Below are 26,553 nucleotides of genomic sequence, written 5' to 3'. Positions count from 1 at the left end.
AGACCGAGTCTTTTCTTTTGTGTGGGGGGGGGCGCCCCGCGGGGGGGGGCGTGGGGGGGGGGCGGGCGGGGGGGGGGGGGGCCCCCCCCCGCGTCGCCGCACCGCGCCAGGTGTCCGCCCAGCAGCAACTCGGCCCGTGCCCGGTCCAGTCGGGCCTGGGAACGGGACAGTGCCTCGACCGCGCCGGTCAGCAATTCGGTGCGCCGGTCCCCGTCGGCCGCGGTGCCCGCCGCCAGGAGGGCGTGGCCGATCGCGTACGGAGTGCCCCAGCGCTCGGCCAGTTCCCTCGCCTCGACGGCGAGTTCGGCCGCTTCCGGGGTGCGGCCGAGCCGGACGAGGGCCGTGGCGGCCAGGGGCCGCCAGGGGGCCCACGGCCGCCGGTCGAGGCCGGCCTCCGCGAGTCCCTGCTCACACCGCCGCGCGCACGCCAGCGCGCCTTCCGCGTCCCCGCGTCCGAGCCGGATCCGGGCCCGGGTCATCAGGTACGGGATCCTGCCCAGGAGGGTGTGGTCCAGCCGGCTGGAGGCCACCCGGTCGAGCATCGACTCCGCGGCCTCGGTGTCGGCCTGCTCCAGGCGGACGCAGCCCCAGGCGACGAACGGCAGCGCGGAACCACCCTGCCCGGGGTGTTCCACGGCTTCCAGGGCGGCGTGCGCGTCGAGGGCGGCGCCGGGGACGTCGCCCAGGCGGTGGCGCACCATGGAGCGTTCCGCCAGGAGCGACCAGCGGGGCAGGCAGCCGCTGTCGTCGGCCATCGCCAGGTCCAGCATCTCCAGTGCCATGCCGGGCTCGTCGGCCAGGTGGAGCACCTGGGCCGCGCGGGCGCGCATCCAGTCCCGGGGCCCGGCGCCCTCGGCGCGTACCGCCCGGCCCACGAGGTCCACGGCCTCGCGGGCGGAGTCCCCCTCCACGGCGGCGAGCAGGGCACGGGTGAGCAGGCCTCCGCTCCCGGCCGGCGCCCCGCCCTCCCGTAACACCGCCGCGCGGGCCCGTTCGCGTACGGCGGGGAACGCCGACGGCCGGTGCAGACCGGCGGCGAGGACGGCCAGTTCGATCGTCCCCCGCAGTGCGCGGTCCTCGGCCCGGCCGCCGGGCTCGGCGGCCGGCCGGTCGAGTGTCCGGGAGAGCACGGCGAGCGCCGCCGCCGCGTCGCCCGCGGCGAGGGCCGTCATCGCGAACTGCACCGCCACCGAAGCGCGCAGGCGGACGTCACGGGTCTGGTCGAGCAGGCTCCGCAGCGCGTCCAGCGCGTCGGCGGGGTGGGTGGTGGCCAGCGCCCCGGCCAGGTCGAGGGCGGTGCGCACCCGGCCGTGTTCCTCGGGTTCGGCCTCCATCAGCCGCCGCAGGTACGGGGCCGCCGCCGACCGGGGGCCGGCGCGGCCCGCCTGTTCGGCCGCGTCGCGCAGGGCGCCGAGCATCCAGCCCTCGTCGAGCCGGGGCAGCGGAAGCAGGTGCTTCGCCACCTCGGCGGACGCGAAGCCCTCGTCGTTGAGGAGCCGTGCGGCGCGGGTGCGCAGGCGCACCAGTTCCCCGGCCGGGGTGGCGGCGAGCACGGCCGCGTGGAACGCCTCCTCCCCGTCGACGGAGACGAGTTCGTCGTCCCGGTGGCCGTCCAGGAGCGTGGAGACCAGGCGGGGGCGCACGCCGGCGAGCGCGCCGACGCGTTCGGGAGAGGCGACCTGGCCGGTGCCCTCGGCCGTCGCGGACGGCGGGCGGTCGCTCCAGTCCAGCACGGCGGCGGCCCGTACGACGCGCCGCTCCGTCTCGGTCAGACCGCACAGGTGGGCCCGTACCGACGCGGTGTGGACCTCCCGCCACGCCGCGTCGACCCGCCCCACGGACCGGGCCCGCGGAGTGACCCCTGCGCGGCGCAGCCGTAACAGGATGCGCTTCAGGAGGAGGGGGTTGCCGTCGGAGAGTGCGGCGCAGCGCCAGGTGAAGGGGGGTTCCGGCGGCTGCCCCAGGACGCGTTCGACGGTCTCGGCCACCTGTTCCTCGGCCACCGGCCCGAGGCCGACGAGGCGGGTTCCCGGATGCTGGACGATCCTGCCGAGCGCCGACCGTGCCGGACCGGTACCGGAGGCACCCCAGGCGAGCACGGTCAGCAGCCGCGCGCTCTCGGTCCTGCGGATCAGGGACTCCAGCCATCGCAGGGACGGCCCGTCGCACCATTGCGCGTCGTCCACGACGATCACCAGGGGGCCCCGCGCCATGAGGGTGGAGGCCAGCCATTCCGTGCGGGGCGGTACGCGCTCGGCTTCCGCGCCGGGCCCGAACAGCTCGCGGACCGCGCCGTATTCGGTGGTCGCGCGCTCCGCGCGGCCCGCGGTGTGCAGCACGGTGGCCCCGCGCAGCCGGCCGTCACGGCGGAAGCCGTCGATCAGGGCCGTCTTCCCGATGCCCGTGTTCCCGCGCACGACGACGCACCCGGCCCGGCCGGCGTCGGCCGCTTCGGCGCACGCGAAGAGGGCGGCCAGTTCGCCGGAGCGACCGGCCGGTTCGTGGGTGCGGCCGGCCGGTAGGGGGGTCCGGCCGGCCGCGCCCGGCATGATGGGCGCCGCGCCCACAGCGGCGCGCGCCGGTCCGCGCTCCCCGCGCGCGGACGGGGGAAACGCTGCCTGCATGGTGACGGTCCTCGGGATGGATTCCTGTTCGTGCGGCGCGGTCCGGCGGTCGACGGGGCAGACGTGACGGCGGGCCGGACCGTCGACCGGCGTACGGCGGCCGGACGCTCCCCCTCGTTCGGCGCCTGCCGGTACCGGGCCATCCTGCACCGCTCCCCTTGCGAACGCCTTGCCAAGGGCTTGCCGTGGCCGAACGGCCACCTTGGAATACGCCGTTCATCATGTGATGATCCATTTTGTCTGGCGGCGGTCACGCGGTGCGGACCGATTGCCAGCGCAGCCACGTGTGCAAGATGGGGAGCTCCATGCCCGCAATTCCGACGACGGACCGGCCGGCCGAGCCCCTGCTCAGGGTGCTGGGGCCCATGGCGGCCCGCCACGACGGACGCGACCTCCCGCTCGGCCCGCCGCGCCGACGGGCCCTGTTCGCCCTGCTCCTCGTACGCCTCGGACGCGTGGTGCCCACGGAGGTCCTCGTCGAGGAACTGTGGGGCGGGGAGCCGCCGCGCCAGGCCGTCGCGACCCTCCAGAGCCACGTCTCCCACCTGCGCCGCGCCCTGCGGCCGGCGGCCGGGGCGGCCCGGCTGTCGGTGCGGCACCGGGCGCAGGGGTACGTCCTCGACATCGATCCGGAGCACGTCGACGTGTGCCGTTTCGAGCGGCTGGTCGCCGAGGGGAGGCACTTGCTGGAAGGCCACGATCCGGCGGGCGCGCGCGACAGGCTCGGGCTGGCGCTGCGCCTGTGGCGGGGTTCCCCGTACGCGGAGTTCGACGCCCATCCGTCCCTGTACGACGAGACGACCCGGCTGGAACAGGTCCGGCTGACCGCCCTGGAGGTCCACGCGGAGGCCCGGCTGCTCCTCGGCGCGGACGAGGAGGTGGCCGCCGACCTCGACGGGGAGGCCCGCCGCCACCCCACCCGGGAGCGCCTCGTCGGCCACCTGATGACCGCCCTGTCCCGGCTGGGCCGGCAGGCGGAGGCACTGGAGGCGTACGAACGCACCCGCGTCCACCTCGCCGAGGAGTTCGGCGTGGGTACGGACGCCGAGCTGCGCCGGATCCGGACCGCGCTCCTGACCCGGGAACCGGAGGCGGGCCCGCCGGCCGCGGCCCGGCCCGCCCCGGCAGCGCGCGCGGTGGCGGGAGCCGGGGCGGCGGAACGCCGCGCCGCTGAGGGGTGGCACCGTACCGACGGCACCGGGGAGGCCGGCCGGAGCGGCACGCCCGTCACGGAGCCGGACGCACACGGCCCCGTGCTCCCCGAGCCGCCCCTGGAGGGGCAGCCGCTCGACGTCCCGTCCGGGGACCGGTTCGGGGCCCTGTCCGGGGAGCGGCTCGCGGGCGCGCCCGGAGACCTGTCCGAAAACCGGCCCGGTGACCGGTTCCGGGACCTGTCAGGAGACCTGTCCGAGGCCCCGTCGAGGTACCGGGAGCGGCTCGCGGGCGCGCCCGGAGACCGGCTCTCGGACCCGCGTCCGGACACCGGCACTGCACCGCCACCCCGGCGGGCGGCGGCCGGGCGGCCCGGGACCGACCGCCCGGCCGGCCCCTCGCCCTTCACCGGCCGCTTCCGCGAACTGGACGGCCTGACGACCGCCGTGGCCGACGTGCGCGTGGGCCACGGGCACGTGGCCGGGGTGCTCGGCCCCGCCGGCATGGGCAAGACCCGCCTGCTCCTCGAACTCGCCCCCCGGCTGGAGGCCGTCGGCAGGGGAACGGACGGGGACGACGGGCTGGAGGTGGTCTGGAGCCACTGCTTCCCCGGCGAGGGCGTCCCGCCCTACTGGCTCTGGACGCAGGTCCTGCGCAGGCTGTCCGCCACCCGCCCCGACGCCTTCCGGGACGCGGCGCGGCCCTTCGGCGCACTGCTCTCCCCCGTGATGCCCGAACGGACGGCAGGGGACGGCGCCACGGCCGGCCCCGGATCCGATGCCGGAGCCGGAGCCGATTGGGCCCAGGCCCGGTTCCTGACCAACGACGCGGTCTGCGAGGTACTGCTCGCCCTGGCCGCCCGGCGCCCGCTGGTGCTGTTCCTGGAAGACCTGCACTGGGCCGACACCGCCTCCCTGGACCTGCTCCGCCTGCTGAGCACCCGCCGCCACGGCCACCCGCTCGCGATCGTGCTGACCGCCCGCGACTTCGAGGTCGAATCCGACGCCACCCTGCGCCGGACCTTCTCCGAGGTCCTGCGCGGCCCCCGTACCGAGACCCTGCGGCTGGACGGACTCTCCCGCCGGGACGTCGCCGCGCTCGTACGGGCGCAGGCCGGGCCGGGCGTGGACGCGGAGGTCATCGAGGTGCTGCACCGGCGCAGCGAGGGCAACCCGTACTTCGTCATGCAGCTCCTGTCCCTCCTCGGCGACGCCCGCAGCCTGCACCGGTCCGACGCGGTGGACACGCTCCTGTCCCGCGTGCCCACCGGCGTGCGCGAGGCCCTGAACCAGCGGTTCGCCACGCTCCCCGGACCGGTCCTGCGCGTGCTGCGGCTGTGCGCGGTCCTCGGCACCGAGGTCGACACGGACCTGCTGCACCGCACGGTCGCCGGGGACGAGCCGGTGGCCGAGGCACTGGAGGCGGCGATCCGCGCCGGTCTGCTCGAAGAGGACCCGCACCATCCCGGGCGGCTCCATTTCGCCCACGCCCTGGTGCAGGAGACGCTCGTCGGCGAGCTCGCCCGCAAGGACCTGCACCGGCTGCACGCCAAGATCGCCGAGGCCCTGTCGGCGCGCAGGCGGGGGCGGGTGGGCGACGAGGAGATCGAGCGGGTGGCCCACCACACGTGGCACGCCCAGCGCGCCCTGCCCGCAGAGAGAGCGCTCCCGAGGATGCTCCAGGCCGCGGAACAGGCCGAGCAGCAACTGGCGTACGAGCGGGTGGAGACCTGGCTGCGCCGGGCGGTGCACCTGATCGGCTTCCTGCCCCCGGACGAGACCGCGACCGTACGCCTCGAACAGCAGCTGCACATCCAGCTCGGGCAGGTCCTGGCCACCACGCGCGGCTACGGCCATCCGGAGGCGGAGGCGGCGCTCGCGCACGGCCGGGCGCTCAATCCGGTGACGCGGGCCCCGGAGGACCCGTCGGTGCTCTGGGCCCTGTGCGCGGCCTACCTGGTCACCGGCCGCTACGACGCCTCACGGCAGTTCTCCGGCCTGTTGCGGGACATCTCGCGCCGCGGCTCCGAGCCGGTGGCGGTGCTCGGAGCCGCGTACGGCGAGGGCATCGTGCTGCACGTGCGGGGCATGCTGCCGCAGGCCCTGGCCGAGCTGGAGCACGGCGTCGAGATGGCGGACCGGTACGCCCGCGACGGCCATTCCCTGGCCCGGACCTTCCAGCACGACCCGCGCGTCTCCTGCCGGTCCTACAACGCGTTCACCCACTGGCTCCTGGGCGACCGCGCGACCGCCACGGCACGCCGCCGCGAACTGCTGCGCCTGACCGCGTACGACAGCAGACCATCGGACCGCTCCTTCGCCCTCTACGTGGACGCGGTCGTGGCGGCCTGGGAGGGAGACGCCGGCACGGCCCTGGCCTCGGGCGCCGAGGGTGTCCGGCTCGCGGGTGAGCACGGGCTGCTCTACTGGAAGGCCATGCTCGGCCTGCTCGAAGGCTGGGGCCTGACGCATTCCGCCCGGGAGGCGGAGGGACTGGTCCTGATGCACGCCTCGATGGACCGGCTGCGCGGCTCCAGGACCCTGCTGCGCCACCCCCTCCACCTGGGCCTGCTGGGCCAGGCCCAGCACCACGCGGGGCGCCGGGAGGAGGCGCGGGACACCTTCCACGCCCTCCTGGCGGCGGTCGAGCAGCGCCGGGAGGACGTCTACCTCCACCCGGCGCTGCCCGCCACGGGGCTCATCCGTACCCTGCTGGGCCCGGACGGGACGGTCAGCTCGCCTTGGCGAGGCTCCAGTGGAACTTCCCGCCCCCGACCCATCTGACCTCCCCGGGATCGTCCAGGTCGTGGATCGTGAAACCGGCGGCGGCCGCGGAGAGGAGGACGTCCGTCATGGACCTGGCGGTACTGAAGACCTCGCCGTCGATCTCCACGATGCGGAACGGCGGGTCCCCGGGTTGCACACCGAGCACGGTGACGCGCGCCGGGGAGATGTAGGGAATCGTGCCTTCGGTCATCCGAAGCTCGCCTCCACTTCACGGCCGGGGCCGACGCGGGGCGGTGGCCCCTTGTACGTCTACCCCCCTTCGGCACGACTCATGCGCCCCACCCGTTTCTTGACCGGGTTTTCAGTCAGGTGATCGTCCAGTGCTGGAGGGGCGATCCGGCGTCCGGTTGCTGGGTGACCGGGGAGCCGGCGGCCGTGGAGGCGGTGGTGAGCAGCAGCCCGCTCTTCACCGATGCGACGGTGTGGGTGCCGTCCTGGCCCCGGACGACGGTCCAGCGCTGGTTGGCGCCGCCGTGGCAGGTCCACTGGATCACCGGGGCGCCCGCCTCGGTGGAACCGCCGCTGATGTCGGCGCAGAGGCCGGACTCGGCGTTGACGATCTCGTAGGAGCCGTCCGGCTGCCGTGTGAAGTTCCACCTCTGGTTGGCGCCGGTGTTGGGCGTGTAGGTGATCAGCCGGGTGCCCGCGGTGGTGCTGTGGTCGGGGTCGTCGAGGGCCTGGCCACCGGAAACGACCGTGCGGGTGCCGTCGAGGGAGCCGGGTGCGGGTCCCACCGCCGTGAGGGCCAGGGTCTGTTCGGCCGCCGTGCGCCCGCCTCCCACCGCGCCGCCACCGGTGTCGGTCCAGGAGCGGACCGGTGTGGTCTCGGCCTGCCGGGAAGCCGTGGCCGACAGGGCGATGACCAGTCCGCTGTAGCGGTTGACGAGGCGGTAGGTGCCGGTGGGCGCGCCGCCGACGGCGGAGGTGCCGGGAACGACCCACCACTGCCGGCCGACGGCGGGGCCGCCGGACCCGGGCGCGGTGACGGTGGGCTTCGTACCCCAGGCGCGCTGCGCCGTGGAGGTGGCATCGACGCCCAGCAGTCCCCCGGTGGCCGCGTTGGTGATGCGGTAGCTGCCGTCACCGGCGCTGCTGAAGATCCAGGATTCCAGGGCCGATCCGGTGGCCGTGGCCCGGGAGGTGGTGGCGGTGCCGCCCGGGGCGGCCTGGGCGAGGACACGGCCGGCCGCGCCGATCCGGTAGGCCTTGCCGGTGTCGAGCGGCGCGGCGGGGGTGGGGGTGGTGATCGAGACGTTGACGTACTCGGAGGAGGAGCCGTTCGAGCATCCGAACGAGCAGTAGGAGCGGAAGTCCTTGCCGACGATGCCCGAGGCCGTCCTGTTCGCGCCGTCGAGGAACCACCGGTACCAGGACGCGTTGGTGTGGCTCCCGGTGTCGCCGATCAGGCGCCACTTCTGCGTGGCGAGGTTGTCGGTGACGTAGAACTGCTGGGGTGCCGTGCCGTCCTGTTTCACCGCCTGCGGCTCGCCGACGTAGAGGCCGAGGTGGGCGTTGTAGGTGATGTCCATGACGAACAGCGGTGAGGTCGGGGGCATCGCGCCGGCCGCGACCTGCTGGTCGGCCGTCCCGGTGGTGGCCGGATCGTACTCCCGGTCGGCGGGGGTGTATCCCGTGGCGTTCGCGGGGTCGACCGGCACCATGTTGCTCTCGCGGCCTCCGACGCCGGGCTGGGACCAGGCCCCGTCGTACCACTTCTGCCAGGATCCGGGCGCCATCCTGTCCGCGATCGGAGCCCGGGCCACGTGCGCGTGGAACGTCTTCCAGCCGCTGCCCTTGTCCACGATCCTCGAACCGTAGAAGACGTAGAAGTAGCCCGAGGCGGTGTCGGTGAACAGGCGCGGGTCACCGTCGCCGTAGTGGTAGGTCTGCTGGGGGAACGCCGTGGTGTCGCCGCGCGCGGTGCTGTACGGCGAGGTGATGACGTGGTCCTTGACGGCCCAGGTACGGCCCTGGTCGGTGGAGACCGCGTAGTCGATCCCGTCGAAGTGGGAGCCGTCGCCGAAGGGTTGCGGGGTGAACTCGTTGTGGACCAGGCCGTACCAGTCGCCGGTGTCCGGGTCGACCCACACGCCCGTCAGGTCGCAGAAGTTCCGCTGTGAGTAGCCCGATCCGGCCGGGGCGCCGGTGGACTCGACTCCGGTGGGGCTGTTGTTGCAGCGCCAGGTGGTGTCGTTGTTCCTGTCCCTGCTGTCGGCGGGGTTCACCGCGTCGCTGATCCGGCCCGACCGGGTGGCCGTGTCGAGGTCCGTGCCGGTGTAGAAGGTCCACTTGCGCGGGTCGGAGGCTCCGTAGAGCGCGTGGGACTGCTGGTAGTAGAAGGTGCCGTCCTTGTCGAGGTAGGGGACGGCGGGGGTGTCGTCCGGCTGGGTCCAGGACCCCTTCGGACCGACCGTGACGGTGAAGGCGGCGTCCGGCGGCGCGGGTGGGGCGGGTGGGGCGGCCACGGCCGGTGCGCCGAGGGCGGCCAGGGCCAGCGCCGCCGCGACGCACGCGCCCGCGAGTCTGCTTCGAGAGGCTGACACAGCTCCTCCTTCTTCGTTTGGCCGGCCCGCGTCCGTTGCGGGGCCGGCGTGTGTGTGGGGATGCCGGCCCCCGTGCGGACGGGCGGACGGCCGGCCCGTCAGTCGAACGTCTCGACGAACTCCTCCGTCGGTCCGAGATCAGGACGGTCGCGCAACTCGACGCGTTCACCGAGGTGTTGGAGTTCGAGCACGGTGAGCGTGTTCCGGCCCGCCCGCAGGAGGGGGTGGGGCAGGTAGAGCGTGCGCTGCGGCCCCGCTTCCCAGTAGCGGCCGAGCAGGAAGCCGTTGACCCAGAGGAATCCCTTCCCGAATCCGGGCAGGGCGACGAAGGTGTCGGCCGGTTCGTCCACGGTCAGTCGGGCGGTGGCGAATCCCGCCGCCGCGCCGGACACGGACGTCGCGGCGAGCGAGGGGGCCGCGGCGACGTCCGCCGGCGTCCACTCGTCGAGGGGGAGCCGGTGCATGGTCCAGCCGTGGACCATGCGGCGGTCCACGCGCACCCCGCCGAGGATGCCCTTGCCCTGGCCGAGCAGCGGCCCGTAGTTGATCCGCCCCTGGTTCTCCACCAGCAGCTCCAGCCGGACGCGCTTCCCGGTTCCCTCGACGGCGCAGGAAGAGGTCTCCCCGTCCAGGACGCGGACGGGCACACCGTCGGCGAAGACCTGGGCCCGGTCGTGCAGTCCCGAGACCGTCAGTTCGTACGTGCCGGGCGGCAGCAACGGACGGGCGGTGTAGAGCACCAGGCCCGAGGCCTGGCCGAGTTCCTCGAAGCCGAGCGGTACGGGGGCGCGGACGGGGTCACCCGTCGCGCGCAGTGCCTCCAGGAGGGCCGCTCCGCGGGTCACCGGCAGGGTACGGGGGGCGAGCAGGGGCGGATCCGGGGGCACGGGGCGCGACGGGTCCGCGCCGCCGAGTGCGGTGAGCGTCTCGCGCAGGGCGAAGAACTTCGGTGTGAGCCCCCCGTGTTCGGCGACCGGCGCGTCCGAGTCGTAGCTGGTGACGGTGGGCTGGAGCCGGTCGCCGTCGTGGTTGGCACCGGCCCAGAGGCCGAAGTTGGTGCCGCCGTGGGCCATGTAGAGACTGACCGAACCGCCGGCGCCGAGGATGCCGGCCACGGAATGGGCCGCATCGGCCGCCGGGCGGACGTGGTGCTTCTCGCCCCAGTGGTCGAACCAGCCGTTCCAGAACTCGGCGCAGAAGAAGGGCTCGTCGGGGCGGCGCGAGCGCAGCAGCCCGGCCGCGGCGTCGGGGCGCGAGCCGAAGGTGGCGGCGGCCAGTTCTCCGGGCAGGGTGCCGCCGTCGAGCATCAGGGGGGTGGGCCCGTCGGCGGTGTAGAGCAGTTCGGTGACGCCGCGGTCGGTCAGCGCGTCGCGGACCCAGCGGAGGTAGGCGTGGTCGTCGCCGTAGCTGCCGTACTCGTTCTCGATCTGTACGGCCACCACGGGGCCGCCGTGGCGGGCCTGGAGGGCCGCGACGCGGGGGATCAGCTCGTCGAACCAGCGGGCGACCGCTTCCAGGAAGGGCGGGTGCGAGGTGCGCGGGCGCATGCCGGGCGTACCGGTCAGCCAGGCGGGGAGTCCGCCGTTGTCCCACTCGGCGCAGATGTAGGGGCCGGGCCGGACGATCACGTCGAGCCGCTCCCGCCGGGCCAGGCCGACGAACCGCTCCAGGTCGCGCGGGCCGTCGAAGCGGACCTCGCCCCGGGTCCGCTCGTGGAAGTTCCACGGGACGTAGGTGTCGACCGTGTTGAGTCCGAGGGCCGCCACGCGCCGGAGGCGGTCGGCCCACTGTTCGGGGTGGACCCGGAAGTAGTGCAGGGAGCCGGACAGCACGCGGTGCGGTCGGCCGGCGCGCAGGAAGGCGCCGTCGGCGTGAGTCAGCGTGGCCGGGATCCCGCTCGCGGCCGGTCCCAGGGATGTTATCGATGCCAAGGCTCCTCCTGGCGTCCGCGACGGGTCTTCGGAGATCAATCCCGGATCGGACTATGGCAGAGAATGTTATCGATGCCAATGGAGTGCGCACACATGCCCGCAAGCCCGGCGGGAACCGGCCGGGACGGTATGGGGAGCGATATCATCCGTGCTCGTGACGGGAAGGGGCCCCATGGCGAAGCGGAGCGTCGGTGACCAGGAGCGGCCTCCCGGGATGACGGACGTCGCCCGGGTCGCTGGGGTGTCGGCGCAGACCGTGTCGAGGGTGCTGTCGGGCCATCCGAACGTCCAGGAGCGGACGCGCGCGAAGGTGGTGGCTGCCGTGGAGCAGCTCGGCTACCGGCGCAACAACGCGGCGCGGATGCTGAGCTCGGGCCGCAGCCGCACCATCGGGGTGGTGACCCTGCAGACCACGTTCTACTCGCGGGCGGCCGTCACGTCCGGCATCGAGTACGCGGCCCGGGCCGCCGGGTACGCGGTCAGCACGGCCACCACGACCTCCCTGGACACCTCCGCGATCGAGCGGGCCCTGGCCAGGCTGGCCGACCAGGGCGTCGAGGGCGTGATCCTGTCGGTGCCGCTGATCCACACCAGCGAGAGGATCGAGCAGCTCACCCGGTCCACGCCCACCATCACGATCGACGGTTCGCGTACCGACGCGACGGGGGTCGTGGCGGTCGACCAGGACCTCGCGGCCCGGCTGGCGACCCGGCACCTGCTGGAGCTGGGACACGACACCGTCTGGCACGTCGCGGGCCCGGCGCACTGGCTGGAGGCCGTCGGCCGTCGCACCGGCTGGCGCGCGACGCTGGAGGCCGCCGGCCGGCAGGTGCCTCCGCCGCTGGAGGGCGACTGGTCCCCCGCTTCCGGTCATCGGATCGGGCTCGTGCTGGGCCGCGTCCCGGACGTCACCGCCGTCTTCGTGGCGAGCGACGAGATGGCCTTCGGGGTGATCCGGGCCCTGCACGAGCTCGGCAGGCGGGTCCCCGAGGACATCTCCGTCGTCGGCGTGGACGACATCGAGCTGGCCGCGTACTGCACCCCGCCCCTGACCACCGTCGCGCAGCCGTTCGCCCAGATGGGAGCCCTGGCCGTGGCGCGGCTGCTGCGGCACGTCGCGGACCCCGCCGCGGTGTCCGCGCCGGCGTCGGTCGAACCGGAACTCGTCGTACGGGCGAGCACCGCCCCCGTACGAGAACTTAAACAAAAGTAAACAGAATTCCTTAAAAGTCAACAGATCCGCGTGTTATGTTGACGCCATGCAACTGGCCCAGCAAAGGCGCGCGTTCATCCTGGAGGCGGTGCGCCGCGACGGTGCGGTACGGGTCGCCGAGCTCGTCGACCGCCTCGCCGTGTCCGACATGACGGTCCGCCGGGACCTGGACGCGCTCGCGGCGCGCGGCCTGGTCGAGAAGGTGTACGGGGGCGCCGTCGCGGCTCCCGGAACCCGCGTCGAGGAACCGGGGTTCGACGCCAAGGCCGCGCTGGCCGGGCCCGCCAAGGCGGCCATCGCGGAAACGGCCGCCTCCCTGGTCGAGCCGGGCAGCGTGGTCGCGGTCTCGGCCGGCACCACCGCGTGCGCGGTGGCAGCCCGACTGCTGGACGTCCCGCGGCTGACCGTGCTCACCAATTCCCTGCCCGTCGCCGAGCTGTTCCGGTCCGCCTCTCGCGACCGCGGGGAGTCCGCGGTCCCCACCCTGCTGCTGACCGGCGGCGCCCCCACCCCGTCCGCCGCGCTCGTCGGTCCCCTGGCCGAGCTGGTGATCTCCTCCCTCCATGTGGACCTGCTGATCCTGGGCGCGCACGGCGTCAGCGAGGAGGCCGGCCTGACCACCCCGAACCTGGCCGAGGCACAGACCAACCGGGCCCTGATCCGGGCGGCCCGCCGGGTGGCGGTCGTCGCCGACCACACCAAGTGGGGCACGGTGGCGCTGAGCGGGTTCGCCCCGCTCGACCGCATCGACTGCTTCGTCACGGACGCCGGCATGCCCGCGGCGGGCCGCGAGGTCCTGACGGACACCGTCGGCGAGCTGCTGGTCGCCGGGGCGGCGTAGGCACGGCGGGCACCGGACCGCCGGATCCCGCCCGCGCCGGACCGTGCCGCGTCGCACCGCCAGACGGACCGGCGGCTTGTGCACCATTGCGCCGAAATAGTCCTTTACCTGGGTGATCGCGGCGGGTTCGGGGTAGTCACCCGGCATGATCACTGTTGGGGTCGAGGAGGAGTACCTGCTGGTCGACCCGGATACGCTCCTGCCCACTCCGCTCGTGCAGGACGTGCGCGCCACGGCCCGGCTGGCACCGATCGCGGACGAGCGGGAGGTCCAGGACGAACTGCTCCAGGCGCAGATCGAAGTCGCCACCCCCGTGTGCACGGCCCTGGAAGAGGTGGGTGGTCACCTCCTGCGGCTGCGGCACGCGGTCGCCTCCGCCGCTCAGTCGAACGGCTGCCGCGTCGCGATCTCGGCCACAGCGCCGGTCAGGGGCGCCCTCCCCGTGCCGATCACGGGCACGGCGAGGTATCTGAAGATGCGGGGAGAGGCGCGGCTGCTGGTCGACGAGCAGTTGATCTGCGGGATGCACGTCCACGTGGGGATGCCCGACCGGGAGACCGGTGTGGCCGTCCTGAACCGGTTGCGCGTCTGGCTGCCGACGCTGCTGGCGCTCTCCGCGAACGGGCCCCTGTGGGACGGCCGGGACACCGGCTTCGCCAGCTGGCGCACGATCATCTTCGGCCGATGGCCGGTCAGTGGCCCGGCACCGTACTTCGCGGGACTCGCGGACTACGAGGCGCGGGCCGACGCGCTGCTGGAATCCGGACTGGTCCCCGACCGGGGGCAGCTGTACTGGCACGCCCGGCTCTCGGAGCGGTACCCGACCGTCGAGGTGCGCTGCTGTGACGTGCAGCTGGAGGCGGACGACGCGGTGATGCTCGCCGGGGTGGTGCGCGCGCTCGCCGCCACCGCGATCGCCGAGGAGAAGGCGGGAGCCGCTCCGGCGCTGTGCCGGTCCGAGCTGTTGCAGGCCGCGACGTGGCACGCGGCCCGGCACGGGATGGCCGGCACGCTGATGGACCCGCAGGGCCGGCTGCGGAGCAGCGGCGACGTGCTGTGCATGCTGCTGGGCCACATCGCCCCCGCTCTTGAGGAGAGTGGCGACTACCGCGAGGTGAGCTCGCTCCTCCACCGGCTGCTCCAGCGGGGCACGGCGGCCGACCGCCAGCGCCGGGCGCTGGCCGAGGCCGGCCTCCCGGCGCTGGCGGCCCTGATCACCGCCGACGAAAGCACCGCGTGAGCGTCGGCGGGGGGCTGCGGATCGAGCGGCCGTCAGGTGCGCAGACGGCTGTTGGTCCCGTCGTGGTCGTCGGCGTTCTCGTCGTTGAACCAGTAGTCGCCCGCGGCCAGGTAGCGGAAGGAGTGCTCGCTCTTGTCCGGCAGGGCGACGGTGACGGCGCGCATGCCGTCGCGCCGGGGGGCCAGGGTGTGGGTGCCGGGCTGCCAGTCGTTGAAGTCGCCGACCACGCTGACGGGGCCGGGCGGGGTGTTGGCGGGCAGGACGAAGGTGACCTCGGTGCGGTCCTTGCACTGCTTGCGTTCGAGCACGGGGAGGGGCTCCTGACGGCAGGGCTGGTGTGTCTGCCCATGCTCGGACCGCCGACGGTGCCCGGCGCGCGGACGCGGCCGTGGCGCGGCGCCGCCTTCACCCGCCCGGCGCTCCGCCGAGGAACGATGTCCGGGCCCCGCTGTCCGGCGCGCGCGGGCGGTGAGCGGGCCGGGCGGGCGGCCGTGGCGCGGCGTGCCCCGGCCGCAGGTGCCATGCTGGAGGGAAGTGGAGGGCCGACGCCCGGACCGCCGGGCAGGCCCCGTCAGCAAGGGAGAACGACGTGCCTGGTCTTCTTCGAGGAATCGCGCGGACCGCGGTGGTCGCCGGTACGGCGACGGCGGTCTCCAACCGCGTTTCGCGCCGGCAGGGCGGCCGGTGGGCCGAGCAGGAAGCCCAACAACAGCAGGCCGCCCCGCCCGCCCCCGCTCCGGCTGCCCCTCCCCCTCCGCCCCCTCCCGCTCCGACGATGGCGGATGACATGAGCAGCAGGATCGACCAGCTCAAGGAACTCGGAGCGCTGAAGGAGCAGGGACTCCTGACCGAAGAGGAGTTCGCGCAGCAGAAGAGCAAGCTCCTCGGCGGCTGAACGGTCCGTCCGTCCGGGAGCCGGACGGACGGACAGGTGCCCACCGGTGGAGGGACGTTTCCTCCACCGGTGGGCACCTGCGATGACGGCCCGCTGCGCGGCTACGCGCCTTCTCCCGCTTCCTCCGCGTCGAGGGAGGCGAGAATGGCCTGCACGGGAATCCGGCCGCTCGCCACCATCTGCGCGCCGGCGCGCCGCAGGGCCCGGGCGAAGGGTGCGGCCCACCGGTTCTCGTAGACCAGGATCGCGGCCGCGTTGCCCGGCTGGAGGGCGTGGCCGGCTTCGTCGAGGTCGTCCTGGCCGAGCAGGTCGGACGTGACTCCGTCGAAGACGGACAGGCTCACGGAATCCGCGTCGTCCTGGTCGAGGCCCTCGATTTCGAGGGCGGTGACGGTTCCGTCGGCGTCCTTCTGCACGAAACGGAGGTCGAGGATTCGGACGAGGCCCTTGTCCACGAGATCGATCAGCAAGGGGAACGCCTCACCCGTCAGCCGGTTTCCGGGGAACTCGACGACCAGGTAGTCGACGGGGCCCATGTCTTCGATGTCGTCGTTCATGAACGCTCCTGGCTTCGTCAGGCTGGGGAAACGCATCAATGGCCGGGCATGATCCTGTTCTCATTGCAGCACCCGCCGTGCGGCGCCGCACCTCCGCGCCGTGGCCGCGGCGCAGGGCGTGCGGGGCTCGGATCAGCCCGTTCCGGTGAGCTGGTAGAGGCTCCTGGCGACGAGCCACATCCCCAGGAGGAGGCAGGTGACGACGATCGCCGGGTCCTTGTGGCGCTCCAGCCACCCGCGCAGGCCCAGCAGGACGCTTTGGGCCTTCCGGGGCGAGAACACCATGTACAGCTCCATGGCCAGCAGGGTCGAGGTGGCCAGGACACAGAAGGCCATGAGGGCCAGGAAGGACTGGGCGTGGGAGAGGTCGGCCTGCACGACGGTGGCGGCGGCGGCGCTGACCATCCCCCAGGGCTGGAGGAGCACGGCGAGGCCCGCGGCGGACCATCCGGTGGCCTCGTCCATCCGGGCGGTCACGGACGAATCGGGGGTGGCGGCGGAAACCGCGGCACCTTCCTGTGCGGCCGGCTCCGGGCCGGTCGCCCTGCGGCGGCGGCTCAGGCGCCTGCGGTGTTGGCTGTACACGACCAGGCCCAGCCCGATGACCAGCGTGGCCACGAGCGCTCCGATCGACGGGGGCGAGCGCGGCGGCGGCGGCTGGCCGCCGGTGAAGAACAGGACGAGGGCCATCACGGACACCAGGCACGCCAGCCAGGCGAGGATGAACGCCAGGCCGTTGCGCACGCCGCGGGACCCGGACACCACCAGCACGAAGGCCATGATGGGCAGCGGGAACAGTGTCACGGCCAAGCCTATGAGGAGCAGGTCGAGCACCATGGCAGCGGCTCTCGGGAAGGGAGCACCCTGGACCCGGCCCGGTCAGGCGGGCACCGGGGTGAAGGGGAACAGCCCGTCCTCTCCGGAGCGTACGATGCCGTAACTGCTCTCCGGTACCTCGTGCCAGGCGCCGGGCAGGTCCCCGAGGGGTTCGGAGACGATGAGGCGGGTCTCGTCGGAGACCTCCTGGAGGAAGGCGACGTCGGGGTGCAGCCGGCGCAGCGCGTCCACCCGGCTGCTGTAGAACAGGGACCGGGACTCGTGCTGGCTGGAGTAGCGGAAGGCCCACACGCTCTCCCCGTCGGTGACGGCGATCGTCATCTGGAGGGGGAACTCCACGCCGTGGTCGTGTCCGGCGCGTTCCACGACGCCGGCCATCCGGGCGATGGCGTTGGGCGGGTCCTGGTCGAGGCCGAAGGTGAGGGCGAGGTAGAACATCGTCTCGGAGTCCGTGGTTCCCCCGATGTCGGCGTACAGCGCGGGGTCGACGAGCATCGTGAGGTCGCGGCGCATGAGGTGGAAACCGTTGATGGCGCCGTTGTGCATGAACATCCAGCGGCCGTTGCGGAACGGATGGCAGTTCGACTGCTGCACGGCCGTCCCGGTCGACGCCCGGATGTGGGCGAAGAAGAGGTGGGAGCGGACGTGGTCGGCCATCTCCCGCAGGTTGCGGTTGTTCCAGGCGGGGCCGACGTCCCTGAGGAGCGCCGGAGTGGGGTTGCCCTCCGCGTACCAGCCGACTCCGAACCCGTCACCGTTCGTGGTCTCCACACCGAGCTTGGAGTGCAGGCTCTGGTCGATCAGCGAGTGGGCCGGTTTGTAGAGGATGGTGTCGAGGAGCATGGGCGTTCCCGAGTACGCGAGCCATCGGCACATGTGTCATCACCTGCGTCCCTACGGCATCGCGGGAAGCGGATACGTCTTCCCGCTCGCCCCCCGGATGTGCGGCCATCCCATTCTGGGGTGCCTCCTGCGGGAGCGCCACGCGGAGCCGGGCGTCCCGGGCTCCGCCGCCCCTTCGGCCGCGGTCGTACGTGTTGCCGTGCGGGGTGCCCCGGGCGGACCTACGGTTGATGCAGGCCCGACGCTCGCGGGATGCCCGATGCTCCCGCAACCAGCCCTCCCAGGCTCGGCGTCGGGGGCACACGGGAAGGCACACGGAATGGCCACTGCATCAGAAACCCCGGTCCTGGACACCCTCGCCGCCATGACGATGGACTCGCTCGAACGGTGCGGGATGTCCCCGGACATGCTCATCCTCACGCGCATCGCGGCCCTCGCCGCATCGGACGCTCCCCCGATCTCCTACCTCGCCCACATCGACCCCGCCGTGCGGTCGGGCGTGACCGCGGAGCAGTTGCAGGACGTCCTGGTCGCCATCGCCCCGATCGTGGGAACCGCCCGCGTCATGACGGCGGCGGGCAACCTCACCTCGGCCTTCGGCGTCGCCATCGCGGTCGCCGACGCCGAGGCGGAGGCCGAGGCCGAGGCCGAGGCCCAGCGCTGACAGCAGCCCCGCCCCCGCACCGGTGACGGAGCGGGGGCACGGGTGCCGTGAGGAGGCCCCGAATGTCCCAGCAGTCGATCACGGCGATGCGCGCGTCGATCCGCGCCACTCCCGAGGAACGTGCGGCACTCGGCAAGGAGGCCCGGCGCCGCTCGCCGCGGTCGGGACACGCGGTGTACGGGCCGGCTCCGGACAGACGGGATCCGCTCGCGATCCTGGAGGCCCAGTCCGCGACGCGGGTCCGGGAGCTGGTGCCGATCCGCTACGGCCGGATGACCGAGTCCCCGTTCCGGTTCTACCGGGGCGCCGCCGCGATCATGGCCTCCGACCTGGCCGGGAGTCCGGACTCGGGAATCACCGCCCAGCTGTGCGGAGACGCGCACCTGCTGAACTTCCGGCTGCTGGCCTCGCCGGAGCGGGAGCTGATGTTCGACATCAACGACTTCGACGAGACCCTGCCGGGTCCCTGGGAATGGGACGTCAAACGCCTGTCGGCGAGCTTCGTCATCGCGGCGCGGGCCAACGGCTTCGACGGCGCCGAGCGCGCCCGCATCGTGAGCGGCACCGTACGTTCGTACCGCGAGGCGATGATCCGGTTCGCCGCAATGAGCAACCTCGACGTCTGGTACACGAAGGTCGACGCCGCCGACCTCAAGGCCCTGATCACGGACCGGCTCCGCAAGGAAGGCCGGCAGAAGCTGGACCGCGCGCTGACGAAGGCACGGTCCCGGGACACCCTCCAGGTCTTCGACAAGCTCACCCGGTTGGTGGACGGGCATCGGAGGATCGCCGCGGACCCCCCGCTGCTGGTACCGATCGCCGACCTGATGCCGGACGCCGAGCGCAGCGCGCTGGAACGGCAGTTCAGGGCGCTCGTCGAGCAGTACGCGGTCACGCTGCCGACCGACCGGCGCCACCTGCTGGCCGACTACCAGCTGGCGGACGTCGCCCGCAAGGTGGTCGGGGTCGGCAGCGTCGGCACCCGGTGCTGGATCTTCCTGCTCCTCGGCCGGGACGGCGGCGACCCGTTGTTCCTACAGGCCAAGGAGGCCGACGACTCGGTGCTCGCCGAACACCTCGGGGCGAGCCCCTACCGCAACCAGGGCGAGCGCGTGGTCGCGGGGCAGAGGCTGATGCAGGCCACGAGCGACATCTTCCTCGGCTGGCAGCGGGTCGACGGTTTCGACGGCAAGCGCCGCGACTTCTACGTGCGCCAGCTGCGCGACTGGAAGGGCATCGCGATGCCGGAGACGATGACGCCCCTGCAGCTGGAGACGTTCGGCGGCGTCTGCGGCCTGACCCTGGCCCGCGCGCACGCCCGCTCCGGCGACCGGATCGCGATCGCCGCCTACCTGGGCGGCAGCGACGCCTTCGACCGGGCCCTCGTGACGTTCGCGGAGGCCTACGCCGACCAGAACGAGCGCGACCACCGGGCACTGCTCGACGCGGTGCGCACGGGGCGGCTGCCGGCGGAGGAGATCCCGGCCGACTGAGGGGACGCGTACACCACCTGCTCCGCGATGGGAAGACAGTCAACCAACGGAGCGGGGTGGACACGATTGGTTGTGCATACGAAAACCGGGGGCCGGAAGTCGTCTTCCTTCATGGAATCGACCCACGTAAGGCTTGACCGATGAACCTACGGCGTCGTAAATTCAAGCGCAGCGACTCGTGAGCAACTGGAAGGAGGCGAAGTCGGATGTCCACCATCTCCGCAGCGCCTCGCCCCGCTCACCAGATCGCCTGGGCTCCCGGTCGTGTCGCACACGGCTGCTGAACAGCCCCCTTCCCGGCGTGCCCGATAGCGGCCCCGGTTCGCTCCACCTCTTTCACCCTTTACGGCACGTCATTGCGTGCTGCTCTGCTGCGCTCCGGGTTTTCGAGCTGCGCCACTGAAATAGAAAGCTCATGAAATGGCGACTAGGATGGTCAGATCAATCGCGCGCCGAAATGGGGACGTGCCATGGTAGCGGCGCGCATCACGGTCAACGGAAAAGAAACCCCCATCGCACCGGCCGCACCCCACACCACGGTGCTGGATTTCCTGCGCGATCGCGGTCTGACCGGAACCAAGGAAGGCTGCGCCGAGGGTGAATGCGGCGCCTGTTCGATCCTGGTGGCCCGTCCCGGGGTGAACAAGCCCACCGACTGGGTGGCGGTCAACGCCTGCCTGGTCCCGGTCGCGTCGCTCGACGGCCAGGAGGTCATCACCTCCGAGGGCCTCGCCACCGTCGACGAATCGGGCACGCCGACCGCGCTGCACCCCGTGCAGGAGGAGATGGCCGTCCGCGGCGGCTCCCAGTGCGGTTACTGCACGCCGGGATTCATCTGCAGCATGGCCTCCGAGTACTACCGGCCGGACCGCTGCGCGCATGGGGAATCCTCCGAAGCCGCCGAGGCCGACGCAGAACACGGTCCGAACGGTTTCGATCTGCATTCCCTGAGCGGAAACCTCTGCCGCTGCACCGGTTACCGTCCGATCCGCGATGCCGCGTACGCCGTCGGCTCGCCCGCCGAGGACGACGTCCTGGCGCAGCGCCGCGACCAGGCCCCGCCGGAGCCGGCCTCCACCGCGTACGAGCAGGACGACCGTGTGTTCCTGCGGCCGGGCACCCTGGCCGAGACCGCGCAGCTGCTGCGCGACCGGCCCGAGGCGGTCGTGGTCTCCGGAAGCACCGACTGGGGCGTGGAGGTGAACATCCGCTCCCGACGGGCGGACTGCGTGGTCGCGGTCGACCGGCTCCCCGAGCTCCGTGAGCTGCGTGTCGAATCCGATCACATCGAGATCGGAGCGGCACTGACGCTCACCGAGATCGAGCGCCGCCTCGACGGCAGCGTCCCGCTGCTGGCGGAACTGTTCCCGCAGTTCGCGTCCCGGCTCATCCGCAACAGCGCCACCTTCGGCGGCAACCTGGGTACCGGTTCCCCCATCGGCGACAGCCCGCCGGTGCTGCTCGCGCTGGAGGCGTCGCTGGTACTCGCCGACGCCGACGGCGAGCGCGAGGTCCCGCTGGCGGACTACTTCACCGGCTACCGGCAGAGCGTGCGCCGCCCCGGCGAGCTGATCCGCGCGGTGCGCGTTCCGCTGCCGCTGTCGCCGGTCACGGCGTTCCACAAGATCGCCAAGCGGCGCTTCGACGACATCTCCAGCGTGGCGGTCGCCTTCGCCCTCGACATCGAGGACGGGATCGTCCGCAAGGCGCGCATCGGCCTGGGCGGCGTCGCCGCCACCCCGATCCGCGCCCTCGCCACCGAGGCCCTCCTGGAGGGCCGGCCGTGGACGGCGCAGACCGTCGAGGCCGCGGCCGAGGTGCTGAAGGCCCAGGGCACACCGATGAGTGATCACCGCGCCAGCGCCGGATACCGATCCGCGATGCTCGGCCAGAGCCTGCTGAAGCTGTACGCAGAAACCACCGAGGCGGTGTCGTCATGAGCCATTTGTCCGAGATCCCCGAAAAGCCTGTCGTCGGCGTATCCATGCCGCACGAGAGCGCCACCCTGCACGTCACCGGCACCGCGCTCTACACGGACGACCTGGTGTACCGCACCAAGGACGTGCTGCACGCCTACCCGGTCCAGGTCATGAAGACCCACGGCCGGATCACCGCGCTGCGCACCGAGCCCGCGCTCGCCGTACCCGGTGTCGTCCGGGTGCTGACCGGCGCCGACGTGCCCGGTGTCAACGACGCCGGCATCAAGCACGACGAGCCTCTGTTCCCCGACACGGTCATGTTCCACGGCCACGCGGTCGCCTGGGTGCTCGGCGAGACCCTGGAGGCGGCCCGGCTCGGTGCGGCGGCCGTCGAGGTCGAGCTCGACGAACAGCCCTCCCTGATCACGCTGCAGGACGCGATCGCGGCCGAGAGTTTCCACGGCGCCCGGCCGCTGATGGTGGCCGGAGACATCGACGCGGGCTTCGCCGATTCCGCACACGTGTTCACGGGTGAGTTCCAGTTCTCCGATCAGGAGCACTTCTACCTGGAGACGCACGCGGCGCTGGCCCACGTCGACGAGGCCGGGCAGCTGTTCATCCAGAGCAGCACCCAGCACCCCTCGGAGACGCAGGAGATCGTCGCGCACGTCCTCGGCCTGCACAGTCACGAGGTGACCGTGCAGTGCCTGCGGATGGGCGGCGGCTTCGGCGGCAAGGAGATGCAGCCGCACGGGTTCGCGGCCATCGCCGCCCTCGGCGCGAAGCTGACCGGGCGGCCGGTGCGGGTGCGGCTCAACCGCACCCAGGACCTGACGATGTCCGGCAAGCGCCATGGCTTCCACGCCACCTGGAAGATCGGCTTCGACGCCGACGGCCACATCCAGGCCCTGGACGCCACCCTGACCGGCGACGGCGGCTGGAGCCTGGACCTGTCCGAGCCGGTGGTGGCCCGCGCGCTGTGCCACATCGACAACACGTACTGGATCCCCAACGCCCGCGTCGCCGGTCGTATCGCCAAGACCAACAAGACCTCCAACACCGCCTTCCGCGGCTTCGGCGGTCCCCAGGGCATGCTGGTGATGGAGGACATCCTCGGCCGGTGCGCGCCGCTGCTCGGCCTGGACCCGATGGAGCTGCGCGAGCGCAACTTCTACCGGCAGGGCCAGTCGACGCCGTACGGCCAGCCGGTCCCCCAGCCCGAGCGGATCTCCACCATCTGGCGGCAGGTCCAGGACGACGCGGCCGTCGCCGACCGCAAGCGTGAGATCGCGGCCTTCAACGCCGCGCACCCGCACACCAAGCGGGCGCTCGCGCTCACCGGGATCAAGTTCGGCATCTCGTTCAACCTCACCGCCTTCAACCAGGCCGGTGCCCTGGTACTGGTCTACAAGGACGGCTCCGTCCTGATCAACCACGGCGGCACCGAGATGGGACAGGGCCTGCACACCAAGATGATGCAGGTGGCCGCGACCACGCTGGGCATCCCGCTGCACAAGGTGCGCCTCGCCCCGACGCGCACGGACAAGGTGCCCAACACCTCGGCCACCGCGGCCAGCTCCGGCGCGGACCTCAACGGCGCCGCGATCAAGAACGCCTGCGAGCAGATCCGCGGGCGGCTGCTGCAGGTCGCCGGCACCCAGCTGGGCGGGAACGCCTCGGACGTGCGCATCGTCGAGGGCGTCGCACGGATCCTCGGCAGCGACAAGGAGCTGGCCTGGGACGACCTGGTGCGCACCGCGTACTTCCAGCGGGTCCAGTTGTCGGCGTCGGGCTACTACCGGACCGAGGGGCTGCACTGGGACGCGAAGGCCTTCCAGGGCTCCCCGTTCAAGTACTTCTCCTACGGCGTCGCCGCGTGCGAGGTCGAGGTGGACGGCTTCACCGGCAAGTACAAGATGCGGCGCGTGGACATCGTGCACGACGTCGGCGACAGCCTCTCCCCGCTGATCGACATCGGTCAGGTCGAGGGCGGCTTCGTGCAGGGCGCGGGCTGGCTCACGCTGGAGGACATGCGCTGGGACAGCAGTGACGGCCCGAACCGCGGCCGGCTGCTGACCCAGGCGGCGAGCACCTACAAGCTGCCGAGCTTCTCGGAGATGCCCGAGGAGTTCAACGTCCGGCTGATGGAGAACGCCACCGAGGAGGGCGCGGTCTACGGGTCCAAGGCGGTGGGCGAGCCTCCGCTGATGCTGGCGTTCGCGGTGCGCGAGGCGCTGCGGCAGGCCGCCGCGGAGTTCGGGCCCGTCGGAGCCAGCGTGGAACTCGGCGCTCCCGCGACGCCGGAGGCGGTGTACTGGGCGATCGAAGCGGCCCGCAAGGGCGGCGCGCTGCACGAGGGTCACGCGCCCGACGGCAGCGAGGTCTCCGCCGACGCAAGCGTTTTGAGCAATGCCTGACATGACGTGGGTGGCCGCGGTCGCGCGGTTGCGGGCTCGCCGGGAACCCGGCGTGCTCGTGACCGTCGCGACCGTGCGCGGCCACGCGCCCCGCCGGGCCGGTGCCAAACTCGTCGTGGGCCTCACCGACACCTGGGGTTCGATCGGCGGCGGCAACATCGAGGCCGTCGCCATCGACCGGGCGCGCGAGCTGAACCTCGCGCCCGACCCGGAGCCGGAGCTGATGGAGTTCGCCCTCAACGACAAGGTCACCGGCCGCCACGGCGTGCAGTGCTGCGGCGGGGCCGTGACCGTACTGCTCGAACCGCTGCCGGTGGTCCAGTCGGTGGCGGTGTTCGGCGTCGGGCACGTCGGACTGGAGCTGGCGCGCATCCTCGCCCGCCAGAACCTCGATCTGTACCTGGTCGACAGCCGCTCCGACATGCTCGCCGACGAACGGCTCGACGTGCTGGGGGACGCGATGGCAGAGGTCCACGTGCGCCACACACCCCTCCTTCCGGAGGAGGTGCTCGCGGAGCTGCCGCCCGGCACCCACGTCCTGATCATGACCCACGATCACGCCGAGGACGCCGCACTGTGCGACGCCGCTCTGCGTACGCCCGGCCTCGGCTCGATCGGGCTGATCGGCTCGTCCGCCAAATGGACGCGGTTCCGGCAGCGCCTGTCCACCGAGGGCGGTCACGACGCCGCCACCATCGACAGGATCAAGACCCCGATCGGACTGACCGCGATCACCGGCAAGGAACCCGCCACGATCGCGGTGAGCGTCGCGGCGGACCTGCTCCTGACCTTCGAGACGGACCGCCTCCGGGCGGTCCGGGAGACGGACGCGACCCCGAGCGGGCAGGGGCAGCCCGACACGGCGGCGGCTTCGCCCGCACCGTCCTCACCGTCCTTCGCGGCCCGGGCCGGTCTTCCGGCGCTCGGCGCCGCGGCGGACGGGGCTGCGACGGCGGACCAGCGGGCCACAGCGACCCTGGAGGACACGGCGCCGTTCCTGCGACACCTCGAACCGGAAGTCCGGACGCGCCAGCGGCGCCCGGCCCGCGGCCGCGTGTGACACCGGGCCGGCGGACGCGGCCGGCGTCGGGACTCCGGCCCTTGCGGATTCCCGGCGTCAGCCGGCGTGGACGTGGGGGCGGCGGCTGCGGTCGGGTTCGGCCTCGCGGATGACCTCGCGGGTGACGGGTGCGACCTCGCCCTGCCCGAAGAGGAAGAAGCGGAAGAAGTTGGCCATCGGGTTGCCCTCGGTCCACTCGAAGTAGATGTGGGGCCGTTGGCCGGTCTCGTCACGGACGTGGAGCAAGAGCGCGGCGAGCGCGTTGGGGATGCTGGAGCTCTCCAGGGTGAGGACCCGGTAGCGGTCGTGCAGCACCTCGCCGCGGACCTTCAGGCCGGATTCGAACTCGGACGCGTCCAGGACCGTGACCTCGACGAACATCACGTCGTCGGCGGCGGGGATGTCATTGTCCGCGCGGATCTGCTCCTTCTTCTGCCGGTACTCGGCGATGTCCCGGCTGTCCGGCTCGTTGGCGATGAAACGGATCGTCCGGTTGGCGGTGTCGCGGATGAACCGCTGCGCCATGTCGTCGAACTCCAGGTGCGTGACGCGCAGTTCGAAGACGCGGGCGAGGCGGGAGAGCAGCGAGAGGGCCATGATGCCGCCGATGAAGCAGGCGCCGATCTTCACGCCGTCCGGGCGTTCGGCCACGTTGACGGCGGTGGTGTAGACGAAGACGGCGGAGATGATCCCGAAGCCGATCGTCCAGCGGCGTTCACCCGCCCGGCGGGCCGCGATGGTCACCGCGACGGCCGCCGAGGTGATCAGCACCAGGACACCGGTGGCGTAGGCGCCGCCCTGGGCGTCGACGTCGGCGTCGAAGATCCAGGTGACCAGGAACGCGATGAGGGTGAAGACGATGACCATCGGGCGCAGGGCGCGGGCCCAGTGCGGCGCCATGCCGTAGCGCGGCAGGTAGCGCGGCATCAGGTTCAGCAGGCCGGCCATCGCGGAGGCGCCGGCGAACCACAGGATCAGGATGGTCGAGATGTCGTAGACGGTGCCGAAGGCGGAGCCGAGGTACTCGTGGGCGAGGTAGGCGAGTGCGCGGCCGTTGGCCTGGCCGCCCGGCTGGAACTGGGCGGGCGGGATCAGCAGCGTGGTGATGAAACTGCTGGTGATGAGGAAGACGCTCATGATCACGGCGGCCGTGGTCAGCAGCTTCTTGGCGCCGCGGATCCGGCCGGCGGGCTCCTCCTCGGTGTCCTCCGGATCGCCCTGGACGTGGGGCATGACCGCGACGCCGGTCTCGAACCCGGAGAGGCCGAGGGCGAGCTTCGGGAACACGATGAGGGCGATGCCGATCATCATGAGCGGGTTCCCGTGCTCCGCGGTCAGTGCGGCCGTCCAGTCGGGGATGACGTGCGGTTCACTGAGCACCTCCCCCAGGCCCACCGCCACGACGACCACGTTCAGCCCGAGATAGATGGCGACGAGCACCACGGCCACCCCGATGGCCTCGCTGAACCCCTTCAGGAACACCGCGCCCAGCAGGGCGATCATGAGCAGGGTGATCGGGACCTCGTGGCCGTGCAGGG

Annotated in this window: 18 protein-coding genes and 1 pseudogene; 10 read left to right on the top strand and 9 right to left on the bottom strand. The window is 72.6% G+C overall.

Translation table 11 applies throughout. The features are described 5' to 3' along the window. Window positions 1-2,624, bottom strand: a 2,624-nt coding sequence (locus ACEPPI_RS32155; RefSeq protein WP_373918784.1) for an AAA family ATPase, incomplete at its 3' end; no start/stop codon positions are given. A 305-nt stretch (window positions 2,625-2,929) separates the two neighbouring features. Between ACEPPI_RS32155 and ACEPPI_RS32150 the strand changes: the two genes are divergently transcribed. Further along, entirely contained in the window at window positions 2,930-6,559 is a 3,630-nt protein-coding gene (locus tag ACEPPI_RS32150; RefSeq protein ID WP_373918783.1) for a BTAD domain-containing putative transcriptional regulator, read from the top strand. On the opposite strand, the gene ACEPPI_RS32145 is transcribed toward ACEPPI_RS32150, so the two are convergent. From ACEPPI_RS32145 to ACEPPI_RS32135, 3 genes are all read right to left on the bottom strand, one after another. Next, entirely contained in the window at window positions 6,507-6,752 is a 246-nt protein-coding gene (locus tag ACEPPI_RS32145; protein ID WP_373918782.1) for a hypothetical protein, read from the bottom strand. The two genes, ACEPPI_RS32150 and ACEPPI_RS32145, sit on opposite strands and share 53 nt — an antisense overlap. Window positions 6,753-6,867: 115 nt before the next feature. Further along, on the bottom strand, window positions 6,868-9,105 hold the full coding sequence (locus tag ACEPPI_RS32140) for an RICIN domain-containing protein (protein WP_373918781.1): 2,238 nt from the start codon (window positions 9,103-9,105) through the stop codon (window positions 6,868-6,870). 98 nt (window positions 9,106-9,203) lie between these two features. Further along, the gene (locus ACEPPI_RS32135) at window positions 9,204-11,027 is read right to left on the bottom strand and encodes a beta-galactosidase (protein ID WP_373918785.1); all 1,824 of its coding nucleotides are present in this window, start codon (window positions 11,025-11,027) and stop codon (window positions 9,204-9,206) included. A gap of 181 nt (window positions 11,028-11,208) precedes the next feature. Between ACEPPI_RS32135 and ACEPPI_RS32130 the strand changes: the two genes are divergently transcribed. From ACEPPI_RS32130 to ACEPPI_RS32120, 3 genes are all read left to right on the top strand, one after another. Continuing rightward, a complete protein-coding gene (locus ACEPPI_RS32130; protein ID WP_373918780.1) occupies window positions 11,209-12,249 on the top strand; it encodes a LacI family DNA-binding transcriptional regulator in 1,041 nt (346 codons plus the stop codon). Window positions 12,250-12,295: 46 nt separating this feature from the next. After that, the gene (locus tag ACEPPI_RS32125) at window positions 12,296-13,090 is read left to right on the top strand and encodes a DeoR/GlpR family DNA-binding transcription regulator (RefSeq protein ID WP_373918779.1); all 795 of its coding nucleotides are present in this window, start codon (window positions 12,296-12,298) and stop codon (window positions 13,088-13,090) included. Window positions 13,091-13,235: 145 nt separating this feature from the next. Then, window positions 13,236-14,330 (top strand): glutamate--cysteine ligase, encoded by a 1,095-nt coding sequence (locus ACEPPI_RS32120; protein WP_373918778.1) that lies wholly within the window; start codon window positions 13,236-13,238, stop codon window positions 14,328-14,330. A 32-nt stretch (window positions 14,331-14,362) separates the two neighbouring features. Here the strand turns inward: ACEPPI_RS32120 and ACEPPI_RS32115 are convergent, their stop codons facing one another. Continuing rightward, complete coding sequence (locus ACEPPI_RS32115) at window positions 14,363-14,638, bottom strand: isoamylase early set domain-containing protein (RefSeq protein ID WP_373918777.1); 276 nt, start codon at window positions 14,636-14,638, stop codon at window positions 14,363-14,365. A gap of 281 nt (window positions 14,639-14,919) precedes the next feature. On the opposite strand from ACEPPI_RS32115, the gene ACEPPI_RS32110 reads away from it, so the two are divergent. Further along, window positions 14,920-15,225, top strand: coding sequence for an SHOCT domain-containing protein (locus tag ACEPPI_RS32110; RefSeq protein WP_373918776.1), 306 nt, complete (start codon window positions 14,920-14,922; stop codon window positions 15,223-15,225). A 101-nt stretch (window positions 15,226-15,326) separates the two neighbouring features. Here the strand turns inward: ACEPPI_RS32110 and ACEPPI_RS32105 are convergent, their stop codons facing one another. The 3 genes from ACEPPI_RS32105 to ACEPPI_RS32095 form a co-directional block, all read right to left on the bottom strand. Continuing rightward, window positions 15,327-15,782, bottom strand: a complete 456-nt coding sequence (locus ACEPPI_RS32105; RefSeq protein ID WP_373918775.1) for a DUF6325 family protein — start codon at window positions 15,780-15,782, stop codon at window positions 15,327-15,329. A 132-nt stretch (window positions 15,783-15,914) separates the two neighbouring features. Next, the gene (locus tag ACEPPI_RS32100; protein ID WP_373918774.1) at window positions 15,915-16,619 is read right to left on the bottom strand and encodes a GAP family protein; all 705 of its coding nucleotides are present in this window, start codon (window positions 16,617-16,619) and stop codon (window positions 15,915-15,917) included. A gap of 42 nt (window positions 16,620-16,661) precedes the next feature. Further along, on the bottom strand, window positions 16,662-17,495 hold the full coding sequence (locus tag ACEPPI_RS32095; protein WP_373918773.1) for a class II glutamine amidotransferase: 834 nt from the start codon (window positions 17,493-17,495) through the stop codon (window positions 16,662-16,664). Between the two features lie 286 nt (window positions 17,496-17,781). On the opposite strand from ACEPPI_RS32095, the gene ACEPPI_RS32090 reads away from it, so the two are divergent. The 5 genes and pseudogenes from ACEPPI_RS32090 to xdhC form a co-directional block, all read left to right on the top strand. After that, on the top strand, window positions 17,782-18,126 hold the full coding sequence (locus tag ACEPPI_RS32090) for a carboxymuconolactone decarboxylase family protein (RefSeq protein ID WP_373918772.1): 345 nt from the start codon (window positions 17,782-17,784) through the stop codon (window positions 18,124-18,126). A gap of 62 nt (window positions 18,127-18,188) precedes the next feature. After that, the gene (locus ACEPPI_RS32085) at window positions 18,189-19,619 is read left to right on the top strand and encodes a DUF2252 domain-containing protein (protein ID WP_373918771.1); all 1,431 of its coding nucleotides are present in this window, start codon (window positions 18,189-18,191) and stop codon (window positions 19,617-19,619) included. Between the two features lie 470 nt (window positions 19,620-20,089). Then, complete coding sequence (locus ACEPPI_RS32080; RefSeq protein WP_373918770.1) at window positions 20,090-21,559, top strand: xanthine dehydrogenase small subunit; 1,470 nt, start codon at window positions 20,090-20,092, stop codon at window positions 21,557-21,559. Next, the gene (xdhB, locus tag ACEPPI_RS32075; RefSeq protein WP_373918769.1) at window positions 21,556-23,955 is read left to right on the top strand and encodes a xanthine dehydrogenase molybdopterin binding subunit; all 2,400 of its coding nucleotides are present in this window, start codon (window positions 21,556-21,558) and stop codon (window positions 23,953-23,955) included. The genes ACEPPI_RS32080 and xdhB overlap by 4 nt, the downstream gene beginning before the upstream one ends. A 1-nt stretch (window position 23,956) precedes the next feature. Then, a pseudogene (xdhC, locus tag ACEPPI_RS32070) lies at window positions 23,957-24,757 on the top strand (xanthine dehydrogenase accessory protein XdhC); the annotation flags it as partial. A gap of 315 nt (window positions 24,758-25,072) precedes the next feature. On the opposite strand, the gene ACEPPI_RS32065 reads toward xdhC, so the two are convergent. Continuing rightward, window positions 25,073-26,553: amino acid transporter (locus ACEPPI_RS32065; RefSeq protein WP_373918768.1), on the bottom strand; the 1,481-nt coding region annotated here is incomplete at its 5' end.

The organism is Streptomyces sp. AB3(2024) (assembly GCF_041862025.1).
GTDB lineage: Bacteria > Actinomycetota > Actinomycetes > Streptomycetales > Streptomycetaceae > Streptomyces.
The sequence above is the reverse complement of the archived record's forward strand: the minus strand, read 5'-3'. Positions and strand labels throughout refer to the sequence as shown.